Raw genomic sequence first — 15,162 nt, forward strand, 5'->3', positions numbered from 1 at the left:
CTCAGGCGTTTTCCTGCGCGACCTGGCGGATGCGTTCGATCATGGCCCGCAATCCATTGGACCGCTGCGCTGACAGATGATCGTTCAAGCCCAGTCGGGCCAGTTCTGCCGCCGCATCGACCTGCGGCACCTCGGTCACCGGCAGTCCGTTGTATAGGGACCGAAGCACGGCGATCAGCCCGCGAACGATCAGCGCATCACTGTCGCCATCAAATTTGAACACACCTGCTTCGATCATCGGATGCAGCCAGACCTGACTGGCACAGCCGTGAACCTTTGTCGCCGGAACTTTCAACGCGTCATCCAAAGGCTCCATCGCCTTGCCCTGTTCGATGACATGGCGATACCGGTCTTCCCAGTCTTCGAGAAACTCGAAATCCTCGACAATGTCTTCAAAGGCAGGCGTGGCCATGGCGCAATGATCCTTTCGTTGAAATCACAATGTGACCTATGCCGACGACCACCTGCTGTCCAGCCCCAGCTGTGGCTTTTCAACGCGAAGAAATTACGCTAACCCATTGTCTGAATTCGTGTGAAAAGCAGTGGGTCCATGCAAAAGTCTCTGTCCGTTCTTATCATCGCCATGCTGACCCTGACTGCCTGCGGCAGCTGGCGCGACTCGCGGGTGAATCCGTCAAACTGGTTTGGCTCCAGCCGGTCTGTGAAGTCTGAAACGCCGTCGGACCCAAATGCCGCCGATGCTTTGGTTCCCAAGACAAGAGAGGGAAGAGGCCTGTTTTCGCGCCCAGACGCCGAAGATACCAGCATTCCAATCGCCAAAATCGATGAGCTGCGGATCGAGCCAATTCCGTCGGGCGCGATCATCTATTCCTCTGGCACCGCGCTTCGGCAGGGTGCCTATAACGCACGCTTGGTTTCGGTTAATTCAGAAGAAAACAAAGAAAAGGGAATTCTGGAGTTTGTATTCCGCGTGAATTACCCCAGCACAGATACCCCGCAAGGATCTGAACGAACAAGAATGGTGTCGGATGCCATTAATGTCTCGACCCAGGATCTTGAAGGCATTCGTCTGATCCGTGTTGTCGGGCAACAGAATACTTTGGAATCGCGGCGGCGGTAATCGCCGCTAAAGCGAGACGACCTTGACCGCCTGCCCTTTGGCCGCCAGCGCGATTTTCCCCTCGCACAGCTTTAGTGCGTCTTCCCCAAAGACCTCGTAACGCCATCCCGACATCGCGGGCAGTTCTCGTTCGCCAGCGGCAATCTGGTCCAATTCGGAACTTGTTGCGATCAGCTTGGCCGCAACGCCTGAGCTTTCAGTTTTGGATTTCAGCAGAACCCGAAGCAAGTCGGCCAAAGCCGGGTTGACCTTCAGGTTATCCCGGGAATTGTCGATCTTCGGCAGATTTTCCTGCGGACAATTTGTGCCCTTCGTCACCGCAGCAAGAATACCTTCGGCAATCGGGCCCTTGCGCGCCTCGCGCAGCAAAAGGCGTGATCCACCGAGATCGGCGACTGTCTTGGGCTTGGTCGACGCCAGTTCGATCAAGGCATCATCCTTGAACACCCGGTTGCGCGGCACGTTATGTTCCTGTGCATACCTTTCGCGGAACTGCGCCAGCTCGCGTACAACAGCCAGGAACTTGGCCGAATTCGTTCGCGTCTTGACCCGCTTCCAGGCCTCTTCGGGACGAATGTCATACGTGGCAGGCTGCGTCAGCGTACGCAGCTCTTCAGCCACCCAGTGGCTGCGCATCGTCTTCTTGAGTTCCGCGGAAAGATATTCGTAGATCCTGCGAAGATGCGTCACATCCGCCAGTGCATATGTTTTCTGCGCCTCTGTCAAAGGGCGGCGGGACCAATCGGTGAACCGCGAAGTCTTGTCGACGCCCTGTTTGCAGATCTTCCGCACCAGCGTCTCATAGCCGACCTGCTCACCAAACCCGCAGACCATCGCGGCGACCTGTGTGTCGAACAACGGGTTGGGGAACACACCGGCCTCGACCCAGAATATCTCAAGATCCTGACGCGCGGCGTGGAACACCTTGACCACGTTCTCGTTTCGGAAAAGCTCATACAGCGGTTCGAGAGACAGGCCATCAACCAGCGGATCAACCAGAACCGCGCTGTCTTCATCATCAGAGGGAAGCGCCAGTTGCACGAGGCACAGTTTCGAATAATAGGTCCGCTCGCGCAGAAACTCGGTATCGACTGTGATATATGAATAGCTTGCGGCCGCCTTGCAGAAATCGGCCAGTTCTTGCGTCGTCGTCAGAGTTTTCATGCGCCGTACTAGTTTTGCTCTTGCTCTTGTGAGTGCCCGTAAATTCCCTCGCCTCCAAGCGATACCGACGACCATAGGACGATTTTCAGGCGAGTGTAAATCACCCTCGGAACCTCACGGCATGAGAACGGGTGACCTGTTGCCTTCGGCAAAGCGGCGCAGCACCGCTGGATAAAGTTCATGTTCCCGGATCAGAACTTTTGAAGCCAGAGTTTCCGGGGTATCCGCTGGTTCGATACCCACACGCGCCTGACCCAGAATCGGGCCATCGTCCAGCGCCGCTGTCACCTCATGGACCGAGCAGCCATGTTCCGTATCGCCCGTTTCAATTGCGCGGGCGTGGGTGTGTAACCCCTTGTATTTGGGCAGCAATGAAGGGTGGATGTTTAACATTCGCCCCTGAAAGCGGGTTACGAAATCCGCGGTCAGGACCCGCATGAACCCGGCCAGGCAGACAATATCCGGCCGCGCGTCTTCCAAGGGCTTCAGCAACTCAGCCTCAAAGGCTGTGCGATTGCCCTTGAATGGCCGGTGATCGACCACTGCGGTCGGAATGCCACGGTCCGCAGCTTTTTTCAGCCCGCCCGCCTGCGCATCGTTGGACAGGACTAAACAGGGACGCGCCGGATGATCACCGGTCATGCTGTCGACAAGCGACACCATGTTGGACCCGCCGCCCGAAATCAGGATCGCGACGCGCTTGTGGCTCACAGCAGTTTGCCCGAATAAGCAACTCCGGGCGTTTCGGTGACAGTACCAATTTGCGCCACCGTCTCGCCAGCCTCGGCTAGCAAGGTCGAAAGCTGATCGGCCTTATCCGGGTCGCAAACCATGATCAGACCGATGCCACAGTTGAAGGTCTTGAGCATCTCAGCTTCCGCGATACCACCAGTCTGCGCCATCCAGCTGAAAACAGACGGCAATTGCCAGCTGCCCAGATCAATCTGGGCCCCCAACCCATCCGGCAATACGCGCGGCAGGTTCTCGGTCAGACCGCCACCGGTGATATGGGCCAGCGCGTGAACGCCACCTTCGCGGATCGCGGACAGGGCCGGTTTGACATAAAGGCGCGTCGGCGTAAGCAGCACCTCGCCCAATGAACCTTCACCAAAAGGGCACGGTGCATCCCAGCCCAGACCAGACAGTTCGACGAGTTTACGTACCAGTGAATACCCGTTGGAATGCACTCCGTTCGACGCCAGACCAAGCAGCACATCCCCCGCCTGGACCCCAGAAGGCAGGTCAGCGCCGCGTTCCATTGCCCCGACCGAGAACCCGGCCAGATCGAAATCGCCATCAGGATACATGCCGGGCATCTCGGCAGTTTCGCCACCAATCAGAGCACAGCCGGATTGCGCACACCCTTCGGCAATTCCTTCAATGATCCGCGCGGCCGTGTCTGTGTCCAACTTGCCTGTCGCGAAATAGTCGAGAAAGAACAAGGGCTCGGCCCCCTGACAGATCAGGTCATTGACACACATGGCCACCAGATCGATGCCAACCCCGTCCACGACGCCGGTGTCGATCGCAATTCGCAGTTTTGTACCAACCCCATCCGTGGCACCAACCAGAATGGGATCCTGGTACCCGGCAGCTTTCAGGTCGAACAGTGCGCCGAAACCGCCCAGACCGCTCATCACGCCGGGGCGGTTGGTTCGCTTTGCTGCGGGTTTGATCCGGTCAACCAGAGCATTGCCCGCGTCAATATCCACGCCTGCATCGGCATAGGTGATTCCGTTCTTGCCCGCTGTCATGGCCAGTTCCTTTTGAATGCTTTGCGGGCGGGTTATTCGATTGTGGCGTTTGTTGCAACGGTCAGGCTTGACGCGGCTGTTCACCGTGATACGCAATGCGCCTAGGCGGGCCTGTAGCTCAATTGGTTAGAGCAGAGCGCTCATAACGCTTTGGTTGGGGGTTCGAGTCCCTCCGGGCCTACCAAATCACCGCCACTTGCCTTGAACACCCCGCACATCTCACTGGTTTTGTTTGCGTTTTTGACAACAAGCATTCATCCTGTCCCGTGCAACCTGTCCAAACGCGGTTCGAATTTAAAGGCATTGGTCCAGTTCGCAGATTTCCAGTTGCGATCAAAGCGTCCTTGGGTGACAGGTCTTGCTGAAATGCTCCAAAATCTTGTCGCGGGAATCCAGACGCACAAATTGTCATATTGGCGCGAGTTTGAACCGGTAGAGGTGTCAGTTTACCGGCCAATAATGATATCCGCGCACAAACCGCCCAAGCGTTCACTTTTGGCCAGTCTCAGGGTGCCACCATGGGCCCGTGCAACATCCGCCACGATTGCCAAACCCAAACCCACGCCACTGCCTTGATTCTGGTTGCGCGCAGGGTCGAGCCGCGTAAAGGGTTTGACGGCCTCTGTGCGCTGCTCTGCGGGAATTCCGGGGCCATCATCTTCGACACGGATGCGCAGCGACTTGGAATTCAGCGACAGGCTGACCTCAGCCCGGCTGCCGTAGCGCACAGCATTTCCGATCAGGTTTTCGACGGCCCGCCGAACGGCCATTGGGCGCAGCATTGCCGTTCCTTGCCCCTCGACAGCGACCAGTTCGGCTGGATGCCCGGCTCGTGTCGCGTCATCTACAATCTGTCGAACAAACTCAGCCGGATTGATTTCCTCAGGCGATCCTTCGGACGCCCCGCGCGAGAATTCGAGGAATGCATCAACCAAGGACTGCATTTCCGCCACGTCCTGTAACAAAGGTCGTGCCTCGTCCTCGGGCAGCATGGCCAGTCCAAGCTTCAGGCGGGTCAGAGGTGTGCGCAGATCATGGCTGACGCCGGACAACATCAGCGTCCGTTGTTCGATCTGACGTTCGATCCGTGATCGCATATCCAGAAACGCATTCCCCGCCGCGCGTACCTCGATGGCACCGCCCGGGGAGTACGGTACGCTCCGCCCTCGTCCAAACGCCTGCGCCGCATCGGCCAGCCGTGTGATGGGGCGCAACTGGTTTCGCATGTACAGAAATGAAATCGAGGTCATGATGATCGCGAAAAACAGCATCGTCACGATCAACTGATGCGGCGCCGCTGGCGACAATCTGCGCCGGTCGAAGGTCAGTTCCAGCACCCCCAGATGCGTATCCAGATACAAACGCGCCTCGCGGCTGCTTGGCAACGCAACAGCACTCAGCTCCGGCAGCCTTGCACGAAGTTCTGCCTCGACCTGAGGTGCTATGAAGTCGTACCACCGTGGACGGTCAGTTTTGGGAGTTTCGTTGGGAGGCAGAAATCGGGCCTGCATTTCCAGCGCCAGAAGATCCGGGCGCACTTCGGCCAATGCCTGGTGCTGCGTCTCGGCCCCGTCCATCATGGTGGTGATCAGCATCACTTCCCTTGAGGCTGCGCGCGTCATCTGGTCAGTGACATCTTCCAGATGCTTTTGAAGAAAGGAAACTCCTACAACCAGCAGCAACGCGATCACAGGAAGAACCAGAATCAGCGCTGCCCGGGCGTATAGGCTGCGTGGCATATAAGGTTTGAGCCAGTGCGTCGACATGCGCTAAACCTAGCGGGCTGCCCGGACAAGAGAAAGAGCACAGAATGCAGGCACCTGACGATTTCAATCCACCCGCTGGTGTTGCGACAGAATTGCAACCGGGTCTGCGGCGCATTCTGGCCCCCAACCCGTCACCGATGACCTATCGCGGCACCAACACCTATCTGCTAGGCGATCGCGACATTGCCGTCATTGATCCCGGCCCCGCAAGCGAAGAGCATTTGAACGCGATCCTGAATGAACTGCAACCTGGTCAGAGAATCAGCCACATAGTCGTCACGCACACCCATCTGGATCACTCACCCTTGGCGGCACCCCTAGCCGCCCGAACGGGGGCTGCGATCTACGCGTTTGGCGGCCCCGAAGCCGGTCGCAGCGCAGTTATGACGACCCTTGCAGCACGTGGGTTGGCTGGAGGTGGCGAAGGCATCGACACCGCGTTTCGCCCGGATGTAGAGGTTGCGGATGGTGAGGTCATCTTGGGCGATAACTGGCAGCTTGAGGTTATTCACACTCCGGGGCATCTGGGAAACCACATTGCCCTGGCATGGCAAGATACCTGTTTCACCGCCGACCATGTGATGGGATGGGCCAGTTCGTTGGTGTCACCACCGGACGGAGACCTGACTGATTTCATGACAGCCTGCCACCGCCTGCGCGCGCGCGACTGGTCGGTTTTTCACGCGGGCCACGGTGCGCCAATTTCAGACCCTGCCGCGCGATTGGACTGGCTGATCCGACACAGGCAAAACCGCGAAGCTCAGATTCTAACTGCCTTGGAGGATGCAGACGGAACGGCGCGGCAATTGGCCAAGCGTATCTACACCGACACACCCGTAACCCTGCTGCCAGCCGCGGAGCGGAACGTTTTTGCCCACCTCGTTGATCTTACTGGTAAAAAACAGGTGTCACCACACGGCGAACTATCTGCCACCGCAATTTTTCGCAGAGACCCTTGAAGCCACGAAAATTTTTTAAAGTTCGCGTGCTTAACCTCTGGACGCCGGGAATCCGGATTGCTATACGCCCCTCAGTTCCGGCGTAGCTCAGCGGTAGAGCAGTTGACTGTTAATCAATTGGTCGTAGGTTCGATCCCTACCGCCGGAGCCAAACATATCTGAAAACCAGATATTTGGCTTTTCCCAGATCGCGATCTTGAATTTTCCGGTTTGCTGGAAATAACGTGCCAATCACTCACATGGCTAAGGTTCAATTCCAGTTTCATGCACATCTCAACCAAGCGTTAAGCTGGTTCGGCGCTTGCTTCTCGGACCCTTTAAGGAACAAACCGAATTTAACACGTCCCTAAGGGAGCGTTAACAATCGAATGACACGAATCAAGCGATCGACGGGAATCTGCATTGGCTCTACCTCGAATATCGCCATTCGACCAACAAGCTCAGGCTTAGGCAGAAACTCTTCCGCCGCTTGTAACCGTGGGCGATCACCGTAGTCGTCGATCAACAAGGTCACTGGTCGGGTAATATTGAAGGCCGTCGCCAAAGCACAACCCACGCGAAACCGACCGTCAACAAGAACCACATCCGGGTGCTTAAATCCGTTGCTCTGCCAGATTGACAGCGGATATCTGGGATAGCGCGCCGATTTGTCCTGATTTACCGGAAAACCCCACTTCTTGGTTTCACCGACATCGACCCATGAAATATTGACCTCAGTCCCTCTACTAGGAGGATTCTCACGAAACCAACGCCGCATCATGCGAGCCCAGCCTCGATCACTTTCGACACTGAAAACAGTTTTTGCTTCCATCTCCCCAGCGACCACAGTCGAACCGCCCGAGCCATATTCCAGAATTACAGAGGCCGCATCATAGTGCTTTCGCAGGACACGCTGCGCATTTTCCGGCATGGTTAAAACAGGTCTTTCAAGGCTTGCCGTATTCAATTTGATCTCCGGGTCTTTTCGCTTTTGATGCTTGACGTTGCAATTCACCGTGGTTTCTGAACCGGCACAATCTACCCCTACAGAATTCTCATCACATGACAGCGAAATCAATAGCGACGACTTGATTCCCCAGGCAAAGATTCCACCACAACGGCACCCCGACATATAAGTTTCAGTTGAGCCGGGATTGACAGCTTACCGTACAAGCATCAAGCAAACAGCAATGACCCAAGGAACAGCTTGACGCTCAGATTTCGGGCTGGGAAGATTTTCCTCAAGAATGCTGCTCTCCCTCTGGACGCCAGATACTCCGGTTGCTATACGGCGCGGACCGTTCCGGCGTAGCTCAGCGGTAGAGCAGTTGACTGTTAATCAATTGGTCGTAGGTTCGATCCCTACCGCCGGAGCCAATTCACCCCGCCAGATCGCGTCTCACCCCCCAAGGGCATCCTTGAAATCCGCACGCAGGTTGCGTTTCAGCACCTTTCCGGTTGCGTTCAGCGGCAGCGCGTCAACAAAGACAACCTTGTCCGGAATCTGCCATTTGGCGATTTTCCCTTCGAAGAAGGCCAGAACCTCTTCTTCGCTTGGATTTTCCCCCTCGGCCCTTACAGCGACCAGCAACGGCCGTTCGTCCCATTTCGGGTGCGGAACACCGACCACGGCTGCAGTTGCCAGTTTCGGGTGCGCAATAGCGATGTTTTCAAGTTCGACCGAGCTGATCCACTCCCCTCCGGACTTGATGATATCCTTGGATCGGTCACGAATGGTCATGTATCCATCGGCGTCTAGCGTTGCGACATCGCCTGTGGCGAACCAACCGTCTTGCAACAGATCCTGATCCTGCATCAGGAAATAGCTGTCCAGCACCCAATGCCCCCGCACCATCAGATCGCCCTGCGTTTCACCGTCATGTGGCAGATCTTTTCCGTCATCATCCACGATTTTCAGTTCAACCCCGAAAGGAGGCCGGCCCTGACTCAGACGGATAAGGTGTTGTTCTTCAAGCGGCAGCACCAGATGTTTGGCCAATGGGCAGTTGGCCGTACCAAGTGGGCTCATCTCGCTCATTCCCCACGCATGGACCGTATCGACGCCATATTTATTCCGGAAGGTTTCCATCATCGAGGGCGGGCAAGCAGCTCCTCCGATCACGGTCCGTTCGAGGCTTTTCAAGCTCGTCCCGCATTTGGCGGCATGTGCCAACAGTCCCTGCCAGATGGTTGGCACCCCCATGGCCAGCGTCACGCCATAGGTGTCGATCAGATTAACCAGCGCCTCGCCATGCAGATCCGGGCCGGGCAAAACCAGACGCGAGCCTGACATGGCGCAGGCATAAGGCGACCCCCATGCATTAACGTGGAACATAGGAACAACGGGCATCACGACATCCATCGCCGAAAAGCCGATCACGTCGCGCGTATTCGACGCGAAACTGTGCAGGACCGTCGATCTGTGGGAATAAAGAACCCCCTTGGGATGGCCAGTTGTGCCCGACGTGTAACAGAGCCCCGAGGCCGTATTTTCATCCAGTTCAGGCCAATTAAAGGCCGCGTCACCGGTTTCGATCAGCTCATCACAGAATTTCACGTCGGGTATCTGTGCGGCGGCGTCATCATTGCGGGGGCCCATCAGAACAAAATGGCGAACATCCCTCAGCGCACCGTGCAAGGTGGCAACCAGCGGGACGAAGGTTGCATCAAAGAACAACACCCGATCCTGAGCATGGTTGATGATATAAGTCAGTTGTTCAGGAAAAAGCCTCGGATTGACCGTGTGACAGACATATCCCGCACCCGAGGTGGCATAATAGATCTCCAGATGGCGACGATTGTTCCAGGCCAGCGTCGCGACCCTGTCCTGCGGCTCCAGACCCAGCCGCGTCAGGGCCGACGCCAAACGCCGGGCGTTCACGGCTATCTCGGACCAGTTGGTTTCGGTCACTGTTCCATCCGTTTCGACCGAGATGATCTCGGTCTGGCCGTGGTAGCGCTGCGCGTGATCAATCAACGACGAAATCAGCAAAGGCTGCGTCATCATCTGTCCCAGCATGGACATCCTCCCGTCATGGGCGGGACCTTGCCTGGCCCCGGCCTGTTCCGTCTGGCACTGACAGGCAGAGGTGTTGCCTGTCACGTCAGTCCAGCCGTTTCCTAAGACGGAACCCTGCCAATCATTTAATTGTCTGACAATAAGAGAATGCAACCCACACCGATAGCGGACTACATTCCCGCCGCCTAATCCCGGTGTTTCAGTGCGTAGGCGACCAAGGCCGCGGTCGACCCATCCTTGCCCTCGGCGCTTTCTTCACCGTCCACGATGGGGCCGAGCGAATTGGCCAGTTCCTTGCCCAGCTCAACCCCCCATTGGTCGAAAGAGTTGATGCCCAGCAACACGCCTTCGACAAACACCCGGTGTTCGTAAAGCGCAATAATCTGACCCAACACAAACGGTGTGAGTTTGGGGTAAATCAACGTTGTCGAAGGACGATTACCGGGGAAGACCCGGTGCCGGGCCTGCCGGTCCAGTTCATCACCCAGATACCCCTGCTGCGCCATGCGTTGTCGCGCTTCTTCGAACGAACGGCCACGCATCAGGGCCTCGGACTGGGCCAGACAATTGGCCAAAAGCAGACGGTGGTGATGGGTCAGTTCGGGTTCGTGCCCCTCGGCCGCAACCATGAATTCGCAGGGAATGACATCCGTGCCCTGATGGATCAGCTGGTAAAACGCGTGTTGTCCATTGGTGCCCGGCTCACCCCAGACGACAGGTCCTGAAGGCATGGTTAAGGACGACCCGTCCATCGCCACGGATTTGCCATTCGATTCCATCTCCAACTGCTGGAAATAAGCGGGCAGACGCAACAACCGCTGGTCATAAGGCAGCACCGCACGGCTGGTATATCCCAGAACCTGTCGATGCCAGATGCCAACCAATGCCAGCATCACGGGCATGTTTTCATCCCAGTCAGCCGAGCGGAAGTGCAGATCCATCGCCTGCCCGCCACGCAAAAACGCGTCAAAAGCTTTTGAACCAACCGAAATCATGACCGGCAAGCCGACCGGCCCCCAAACCGAATAACGCCCACCGACCCAATCAGCGAAACCAAAAACATGCGCCTCGGGAATACCGAAGGCCTGCGTCTTGTCCAAAGCGCTGGAAACGGCGGCAAACTGACGCGTCGGATCGCCCCCGCCTTCGGACATCCACGCACGGGCGGTGCGTGCATTGGTCATCGTTTCGATTGTGGTAAAGGTTTTTGAGGCGACAACGACCAGCGTGCGCGTCGGGTCGAGCTGCCGCAACGTGTCCGCGATATGCGCCCCATCGACGTTCGAGACGTAATGCACCCGCGGCCCATCGTGATAAGGTGCCAGCGCCAACGTGGCCATGACCGGGCCAAGGTCTGACCCGCCGATGCCGATATTGACCACATCGGTAAAGTTGCCCCCCGCCCCAGCGATGGCGCCGCCACGCACCTCTTCAGCGAACACGCGCATCCGATGCAGCGTGTCCAGAACCTCGGGCATAACGTCCTGACCGTCCACCTCAACCGGCCCGCCATCAAGGTTGCGCAGGGCCGTGTGCAACACCGCGCGCCCTTCGGTCTCGTTGATCTTCTCGCCCGCAAACATCGCATCACGCCGAGACGCCAGATCAGCCTCTGCACACAATTGAATGAGCGCGGATCGCACCGCATCATCGATCTGTGTTTTTGAATAGTCGAAGACCATATCCCCGGATGAGGTTGAAAAAGCTCCAGCCCGGTTTGCATCTGCCGCAAACAGGTCAAGGATACGACGGTCACTTTTCGACAGAGCCAGTGTTTTCAAAGCATCCAGATGCATTGCCTTACTCCGCCCAGTGTACGGTCATGCCACCAAGAACTGCGGCGATCGGTGCCTCTTCCGGCGGTAGCGACATAGCTTTTTCAAGAACGGTGCGCTTTGCCTGACCATAGATGATCAGATGTTTCGACAGCGCCCCGTCCAGGACCGGAGCGGTCAGGGAAATTCGTGCCTCTGGCTGCACTTCGGTCCGGGCAACGATCAACGTAGGTGCATCACTGCGCAAAGCTTCCTCCAGCCCTTCCATCCCCGGAAAAAGAGAGGCCGTGTGCATGTCTTCGCCCATTCCCAGTACCAGCACCGACAATGGCAATACCGGCGCAATCAGCGACTCGATTTCAGGCAACGCTGCCTCAGGTTCTGCACCAGGGACATAAAGCGGAATATATTGCGCCACAGAGGCCCTGCTGGTCAGCAACCTTTCGCGGATCAAACGCTCGTTAGAGCGGTCATGATTCGCTGGCACACAGCGTTCATCCGTTGGCAACACACGCACACGATCCCACTCAAGATCGGCGGCACACAGGCTGTCAAATACCGGGCCCGGAGTTGTTCCCCCGGGGACGGCCATTGCAACGGTATCATGGTGCAGCAATGCGGCCTCAAGATCGCCCGCCAACACGTTGGCCACGTCGATGGCAAGCATTTCGCGATCAGCATATTCCTGAATTTTCATGGCTTTATCCCTTGCCAGTGGCGTCCATCACGTTTCATTAGCAGTTCAGCGTCGCCCGGCCCCGTGCTGCCGCTGTCATAAGGCTTCGGCACGTCCCCGCGCGCCAACCATCCAGCGATGATCGGATCGGTCCAGGCCCAGGCGGCCTCAACCTCATCCCCGCGCATGAACAGGGTCTGGTTTCCACGGATCACGTCCATCACCAGTCGTTCATACGCATCTGGCGGGTCCTGATTTTCGGGGCCGAGGGCTTCGGCAAAGCTCATGTCCAAGGGAACATCGATCAGACGCATCCCGCCCTGCCCCGGTTCCTTGATCGTCACCTTCAGCGTGATCCCTTCATTCGGCTGCAACCGGATCGACAACGTGTTGGCGTGACGCCCCGCTTCTTCCCCGAAAATCGAATGCGGCGCGTCCTTGAACATCACGTTGATCACCGACGAGCGCGCCACCAGACGCTTGCCGGTGCGCAGGTAGAACGGTGTACCTGCCCAACGCCAATTGCTGATATGGGCCTTTAACGCCACATAGCTTTCGGTGGTTGATCGCAGGTTGCCAACGCAGTCCCGGTATCCCGGCCCGTCCGATCCGGCCGCAAACTGCCCCCGCACGATGTGATGCGGTTCAACCGGATTAAGCGCCCGGATCACCTTGAGCTTTTCATCCCGAACTGCGTCAGGATCGAACTTGGCCGGAGGTTCCATCGCAATCAGGCAGAGCAGCTGCATCAGGTGGTTCTGCACCATATCCCGCATCGCACCCGCGCGCTCATAATAATCTTCGCGCCCCGCGATACCGACAGTTTCCGCAACCGTTATCTGGATATGGTCGACATACTGGCTGTTCCACAGCGGTTCGAACAGCATATTGCCAAAGCGGACCGCCATCAGATTCTGGACGGTTTCTTTGCCTAGATAATGGTCGATCCGGTAGATCTGATTTTCATTAAAATGCGCGGCCAGCGTGGCATTCAAGTCCCGCGCGCTTGCCAAATCATGTCCAAACGGCTTTTCGACCACGATGCGGGTTTCTTCTGTCACCAGATCATACGCCCTAACCCGCTCGGCCAATGGCCCGAACAGGCTGGGACCGACTGAGAAATAGAAAGCGCGAACCCGGTCCGGCGAGAGCTTTTCGCCCAGTACATCCCAACCTTCCGACGTCAAGGCATCCAGCGATACATAGTCGACCCGTTGCAGGAACCGGGTCAGGGCTTGCGAATCCCGGGCGCGTTCCGAAGCGTGCCGTTGCAGCGACTCAGCAACCATCTTACGAAAGGCGTCCGCCGAATGACCGGCGCGCGCCGCTGCGATAATCCGGGCATCCTCGTGCCACTGACCCGCACAATACCGACGGAAAAGCGCAGGCAGGATCTTACGCTGCGCCAGATCACCGGTGCCGCCGAAAATGATCAGATCAAATGGATCAACAGGGATGACACGTGAAACCATGAGTTGTCCTTACCCTGACCCTTCCGGCATGTCCAATGTTAGCGCAACCAAAGCTCAATAAATCTTGTTGATCAAAACTCTGTCAGAACCCCTGCACCAGACTTACCAAATCCGCGACAAAGGGCTAGATCAGTTTGATGACTTCAACGAACCGGATGCGGGAATGAAAGACAACGCCCCTCAGCTTGCCAATATCGGCAAGTTTCAGCGTAAACTGGTAACGGCCGATGGCCAGACCCGCGCAAAGGTTTCCCTGACCAACCCTCAGACCCTGTGGTTCAACACCGGCACGCTGTGCAATATTGAATGCGTAAGCTGCTATATCGCCAGCAGCCCGACCAATGACGCACTGGTTTATATCACTGCAGACGAGGTTCGTGACTACCTGGATCAGATCGAAGCCCGCAATTGGCCTGTGCGTGAAATCGGTTTTACGGGCGGCGAGCCCTTTATGAACCCCGAGATGATCGATATGACCCGCGCCGCGCTGGAGCGTGGATACGAAGTTCTGATCCTGACCAACGCGATGGCCCCGATGATGCGCCGCAAGGTGCGCGACGGGCTACTGGCATTGCAAAGGACTTTCAATGACAAGCTGACCCTGCGTGTTTCCGTCGATCATTACCGCGCAGAACTGCACGACCTTGAACGCGGCAAGGGGAGCTTTGAAAAAACCCTGACGGGTATGAAGTGGCTGCGCGATCACGGCTTTAACATGGCTGTTGCCGGGCGCACCGTTTGGGGTGAGTCTGACACGGAAAGTCGCGCGGGTTATGCCGCATTCTTTACAGAGCACGGCTTTGACATTGACCCGCATAACCCGGCTCGGACCGTCCTGTTCCCGGAAATGGACGAAACTGTCGAAGTTCCCGAGATTACAACGGCTTGCTGGGGAATACTGAACAAATCACCCGATGCATTGATGTGCGCCAGCGCCCGCATGGTGGTGAAACGGAAAGGCGCTGACCGGCCTGCCGTGTTGGCCTGCACCCTGTTGCCCTACGAGTCGGAGTTCGAGATGGGGCATTCTCTGGCCGAATCCGAGGCTGACGTTCACCTGAACCACCCCCATTGTGCCAAATTCTGCGTGCTGGGCGGTGCCAGTTGCTCTGGCTGAACGATTCAGGAATTCCTGATTTCGCTTCGGACGGATCATCAGACACGCGCCGACCATTTCGCTTCAATGATTGAAGAGCATGCACCAACGGAACTCGTACCTGCCTCTCGCTCAGTTCACACGAAACTCGCCCACCATGTTGCGCCACTCACCCGGTGCGATCATTTTGCGATGGGTGAATTTGACCGAATGCAGCGGGCCTTCGATTTCGCGCTGCCAGAAGTCGATGAATTTGAACAGTTTCGGATGATCCGGCGCAAGGTCGTAATCCTGCCAGATGAACGTGTTCAAGACGTGGATATAGTCGGGCATATGATAGAAAAACTCAGCCGTTGTCAGCCCGTACCCCTTGAGCATCAATTCGGTTTCGCTTGGGTTCATGCAGACCTCCTGCTTGATA

Annotated in this window: 14 protein-coding genes and 3 tRNA genes; 6 read left to right on the plus strand and 11 right to left on the minus strand. The window is 57.0% G+C overall.

Annotated elements, in window-relative coordinates:
* Position 1: 1 nt before the first annotated feature.
* Positions 2 to 412 carry a SufE family protein gene (locus tag ACR0BK_RS02285; protein WP_480472984.1) on the minus strand — a complete coding sequence of 137 codons (411 nt, stop codon included), beginning with the start codon at positions 410 to 412 and terminating at the stop codon, positions 2 to 4.
* Between the two features lie 138 nt (positions 413 to 550).
* Here ACR0BK_RS02285 and ACR0BK_RS02290 point away from each other — a divergent pair, with 138 nt between their 5' ends.
* Positions 551 to 1,081: a hypothetical protein gene (locus tag ACR0BK_RS02290; protein WP_480553623.1), complete on the plus strand. Its 531-nt coding sequence runs from the start codon at positions 551 to 553 to the stop codon at positions 1,079 to 1,081.
* A gap of 6 nt (positions 1,082 to 1,087) precedes the next feature.
* Here ACR0BK_RS02290 and rnd read toward each other — a convergent pair whose 3' ends face one another.
* The 3 genes from rnd to purM all read right to left on the minus strand — a co-directional run bounded on the left by rnd (position 1,088) and on the right by purM (position 3,999).
* Positions 1,088 to 2,245, minus strand: coding sequence for a ribonuclease D (gene rnd / locus ACR0BK_RS02295; RefSeq protein WP_480553625.1), 1,158 nt, complete (start codon positions 2,243 to 2,245; stop codon positions 1,088 to 1,090).
* Positions 2,246 to 2,359: 114 nt separating this feature from the next.
* Positions 2,360 to 2,956 (minus strand): phosphoribosylglycinamide formyltransferase, encoded by a 597-nt coding sequence (purN, locus tag ACR0BK_RS02300; RefSeq protein WP_480553627.1) that lies wholly within the window; start codon positions 2,954 to 2,956, stop codon positions 2,360 to 2,362.
* Complete coding sequence (gene purM / locus ACR0BK_RS02305) at positions 2,953 to 3,999, minus strand: phosphoribosylformylglycinamidine cyclo-ligase (RefSeq protein WP_480553629.1); 1,047 nt, start codon at positions 3,997 to 3,999, stop codon at positions 2,953 to 2,955. The genes purN and purM overlap by 4 nt, the downstream gene beginning before the upstream one ends.
* Before the next feature lie 107 nt (positions 4,000 to 4,106).
* On the opposite strand from purM, the gene ACR0BK_RS02310 reads away from it, so the two are divergent.
* Positions 4,107 to 4,183: transfer RNA gene (locus ACR0BK_RS02310), tRNA-Ile, on the plus strand.
* Between the two features lie 262 nt (positions 4,184 to 4,445).
* On the opposite strand, the gene ACR0BK_RS02315 is transcribed toward ACR0BK_RS02310, so the two are convergent.
* The gene (locus tag ACR0BK_RS02315) at positions 4,446 to 5,765 is read right to left on the minus strand and encodes an ATP-binding protein (protein WP_480472994.1); all 1,320 of its coding nucleotides are present in this window, start codon (positions 5,763 to 5,765) and stop codon (positions 4,446 to 4,448) included.
* Positions 5,766 to 5,809: 44 nt separating this feature from the next.
* Between ACR0BK_RS02315 and ACR0BK_RS02320 the strand changes: the two genes are divergently transcribed.
* Both ACR0BK_RS02320 and ACR0BK_RS02325 read left to right on the plus strand, forming a co-directional pair.
* Positions 5,810 to 6,724 carry an MBL fold metallo-hydrolase gene (locus tag ACR0BK_RS02320; protein WP_480553631.1) on the plus strand — a complete coding sequence of 305 codons (915 nt, stop codon included), beginning with the start codon at positions 5,810 to 5,812 and terminating at the stop codon, positions 6,722 to 6,724.
* Between the two features lie 76 nt (positions 6,725 to 6,800).
* Positions 6,801 to 6,875 (plus strand) — tRNA-Asn (locus ACR0BK_RS02325).
* 195 nt (positions 6,876 to 7,070) lie between these two features.
* On the opposite strand, the gene ACR0BK_RS02330 is transcribed toward ACR0BK_RS02325, so the two are convergent.
* Positions 7,071 to 7,835 (minus strand): hypothetical protein, encoded by a 765-nt coding sequence (locus ACR0BK_RS02330; RefSeq protein ID WP_480553633.1) that lies wholly within the window; start codon positions 7,833 to 7,835, stop codon positions 7,071 to 7,073.
* Positions 7,836 to 8,005: 170 nt separating this feature from the next.
* Here ACR0BK_RS02330 and ACR0BK_RS02335 point away from each other — a divergent pair.
* Positions 8,006 to 8,080: transfer RNA gene (locus ACR0BK_RS02335), tRNA-Asn, on the plus strand.
* 22 nt (positions 8,081 to 8,102) lie between these two features.
* On the opposite strand, the gene ACR0BK_RS02340 is transcribed toward ACR0BK_RS02335, so the two are convergent.
* The 4 genes from ACR0BK_RS02340 to zwf form a co-directional block, all read right to left on the minus strand.
* Positions 8,103 to 9,722: a long-chain-fatty-acid--CoA ligase gene (locus ACR0BK_RS02340; RefSeq protein ID WP_480553635.1), complete on the minus strand. Its 1,620-nt coding sequence runs from the start codon at positions 9,720 to 9,722 to the stop codon at positions 8,103 to 8,105.
* Between the two features lie 185 nt (positions 9,723 to 9,907).
* On the minus strand, positions 9,908 to 11,518 hold the full coding sequence (gene pgi, locus ACR0BK_RS02345; protein ID WP_480553637.1) for a glucose-6-phosphate isomerase: 1,611 nt from the start codon (positions 11,516 to 11,518) through the stop codon (positions 9,908 to 9,910).
* A 4-nt stretch (positions 11,519 to 11,522) separates the two neighbouring features.
* On the minus strand, positions 11,523 to 12,194 hold the full coding sequence (gene pgl / locus ACR0BK_RS02350) for a 6-phosphogluconolactonase (protein WP_480553639.1): 672 nt from the start codon (positions 12,192 to 12,194) through the stop codon (positions 11,523 to 11,525).
* Positions 12,191 to 13,645: a glucose-6-phosphate dehydrogenase gene (zwf, locus tag ACR0BK_RS02355; RefSeq protein ID WP_480517189.1), complete on the minus strand. Its 1,455-nt coding sequence runs from the start codon at positions 13,643 to 13,645 to the stop codon at positions 12,191 to 12,193. Before zwf ends, pgl begins: the two co-directional genes overlap by 4 nt.
* Positions 13,646 to 13,808: 163 nt before the next feature.
* On the opposite strand from zwf, the gene ACR0BK_RS02360 reads away from it, so the two are divergent.
* Entirely contained in the window at positions 13,809 to 14,762 is a 954-nt protein-coding gene (locus tag ACR0BK_RS02360; protein WP_480517191.1) for a radical SAM protein, read from the plus strand.
* 111 nt (positions 14,763 to 14,873) lie between these two features.
* On the opposite strand, the gene ACR0BK_RS02365 is transcribed toward ACR0BK_RS02360, so the two are convergent.
* Positions 14,874 to 15,143: an usg protein gene (locus tag ACR0BK_RS02365; protein WP_267366492.1), complete on the minus strand. Its 270-nt coding sequence runs from the start codon at positions 15,141 to 15,143 to the stop codon at positions 14,874 to 14,876.
* Between the last annotated feature and the right edge of the window lie 19 nt (positions 15,144 to 15,162).

The organism is Ruegeria sp. AF1, from assembly GCF_056542125.1.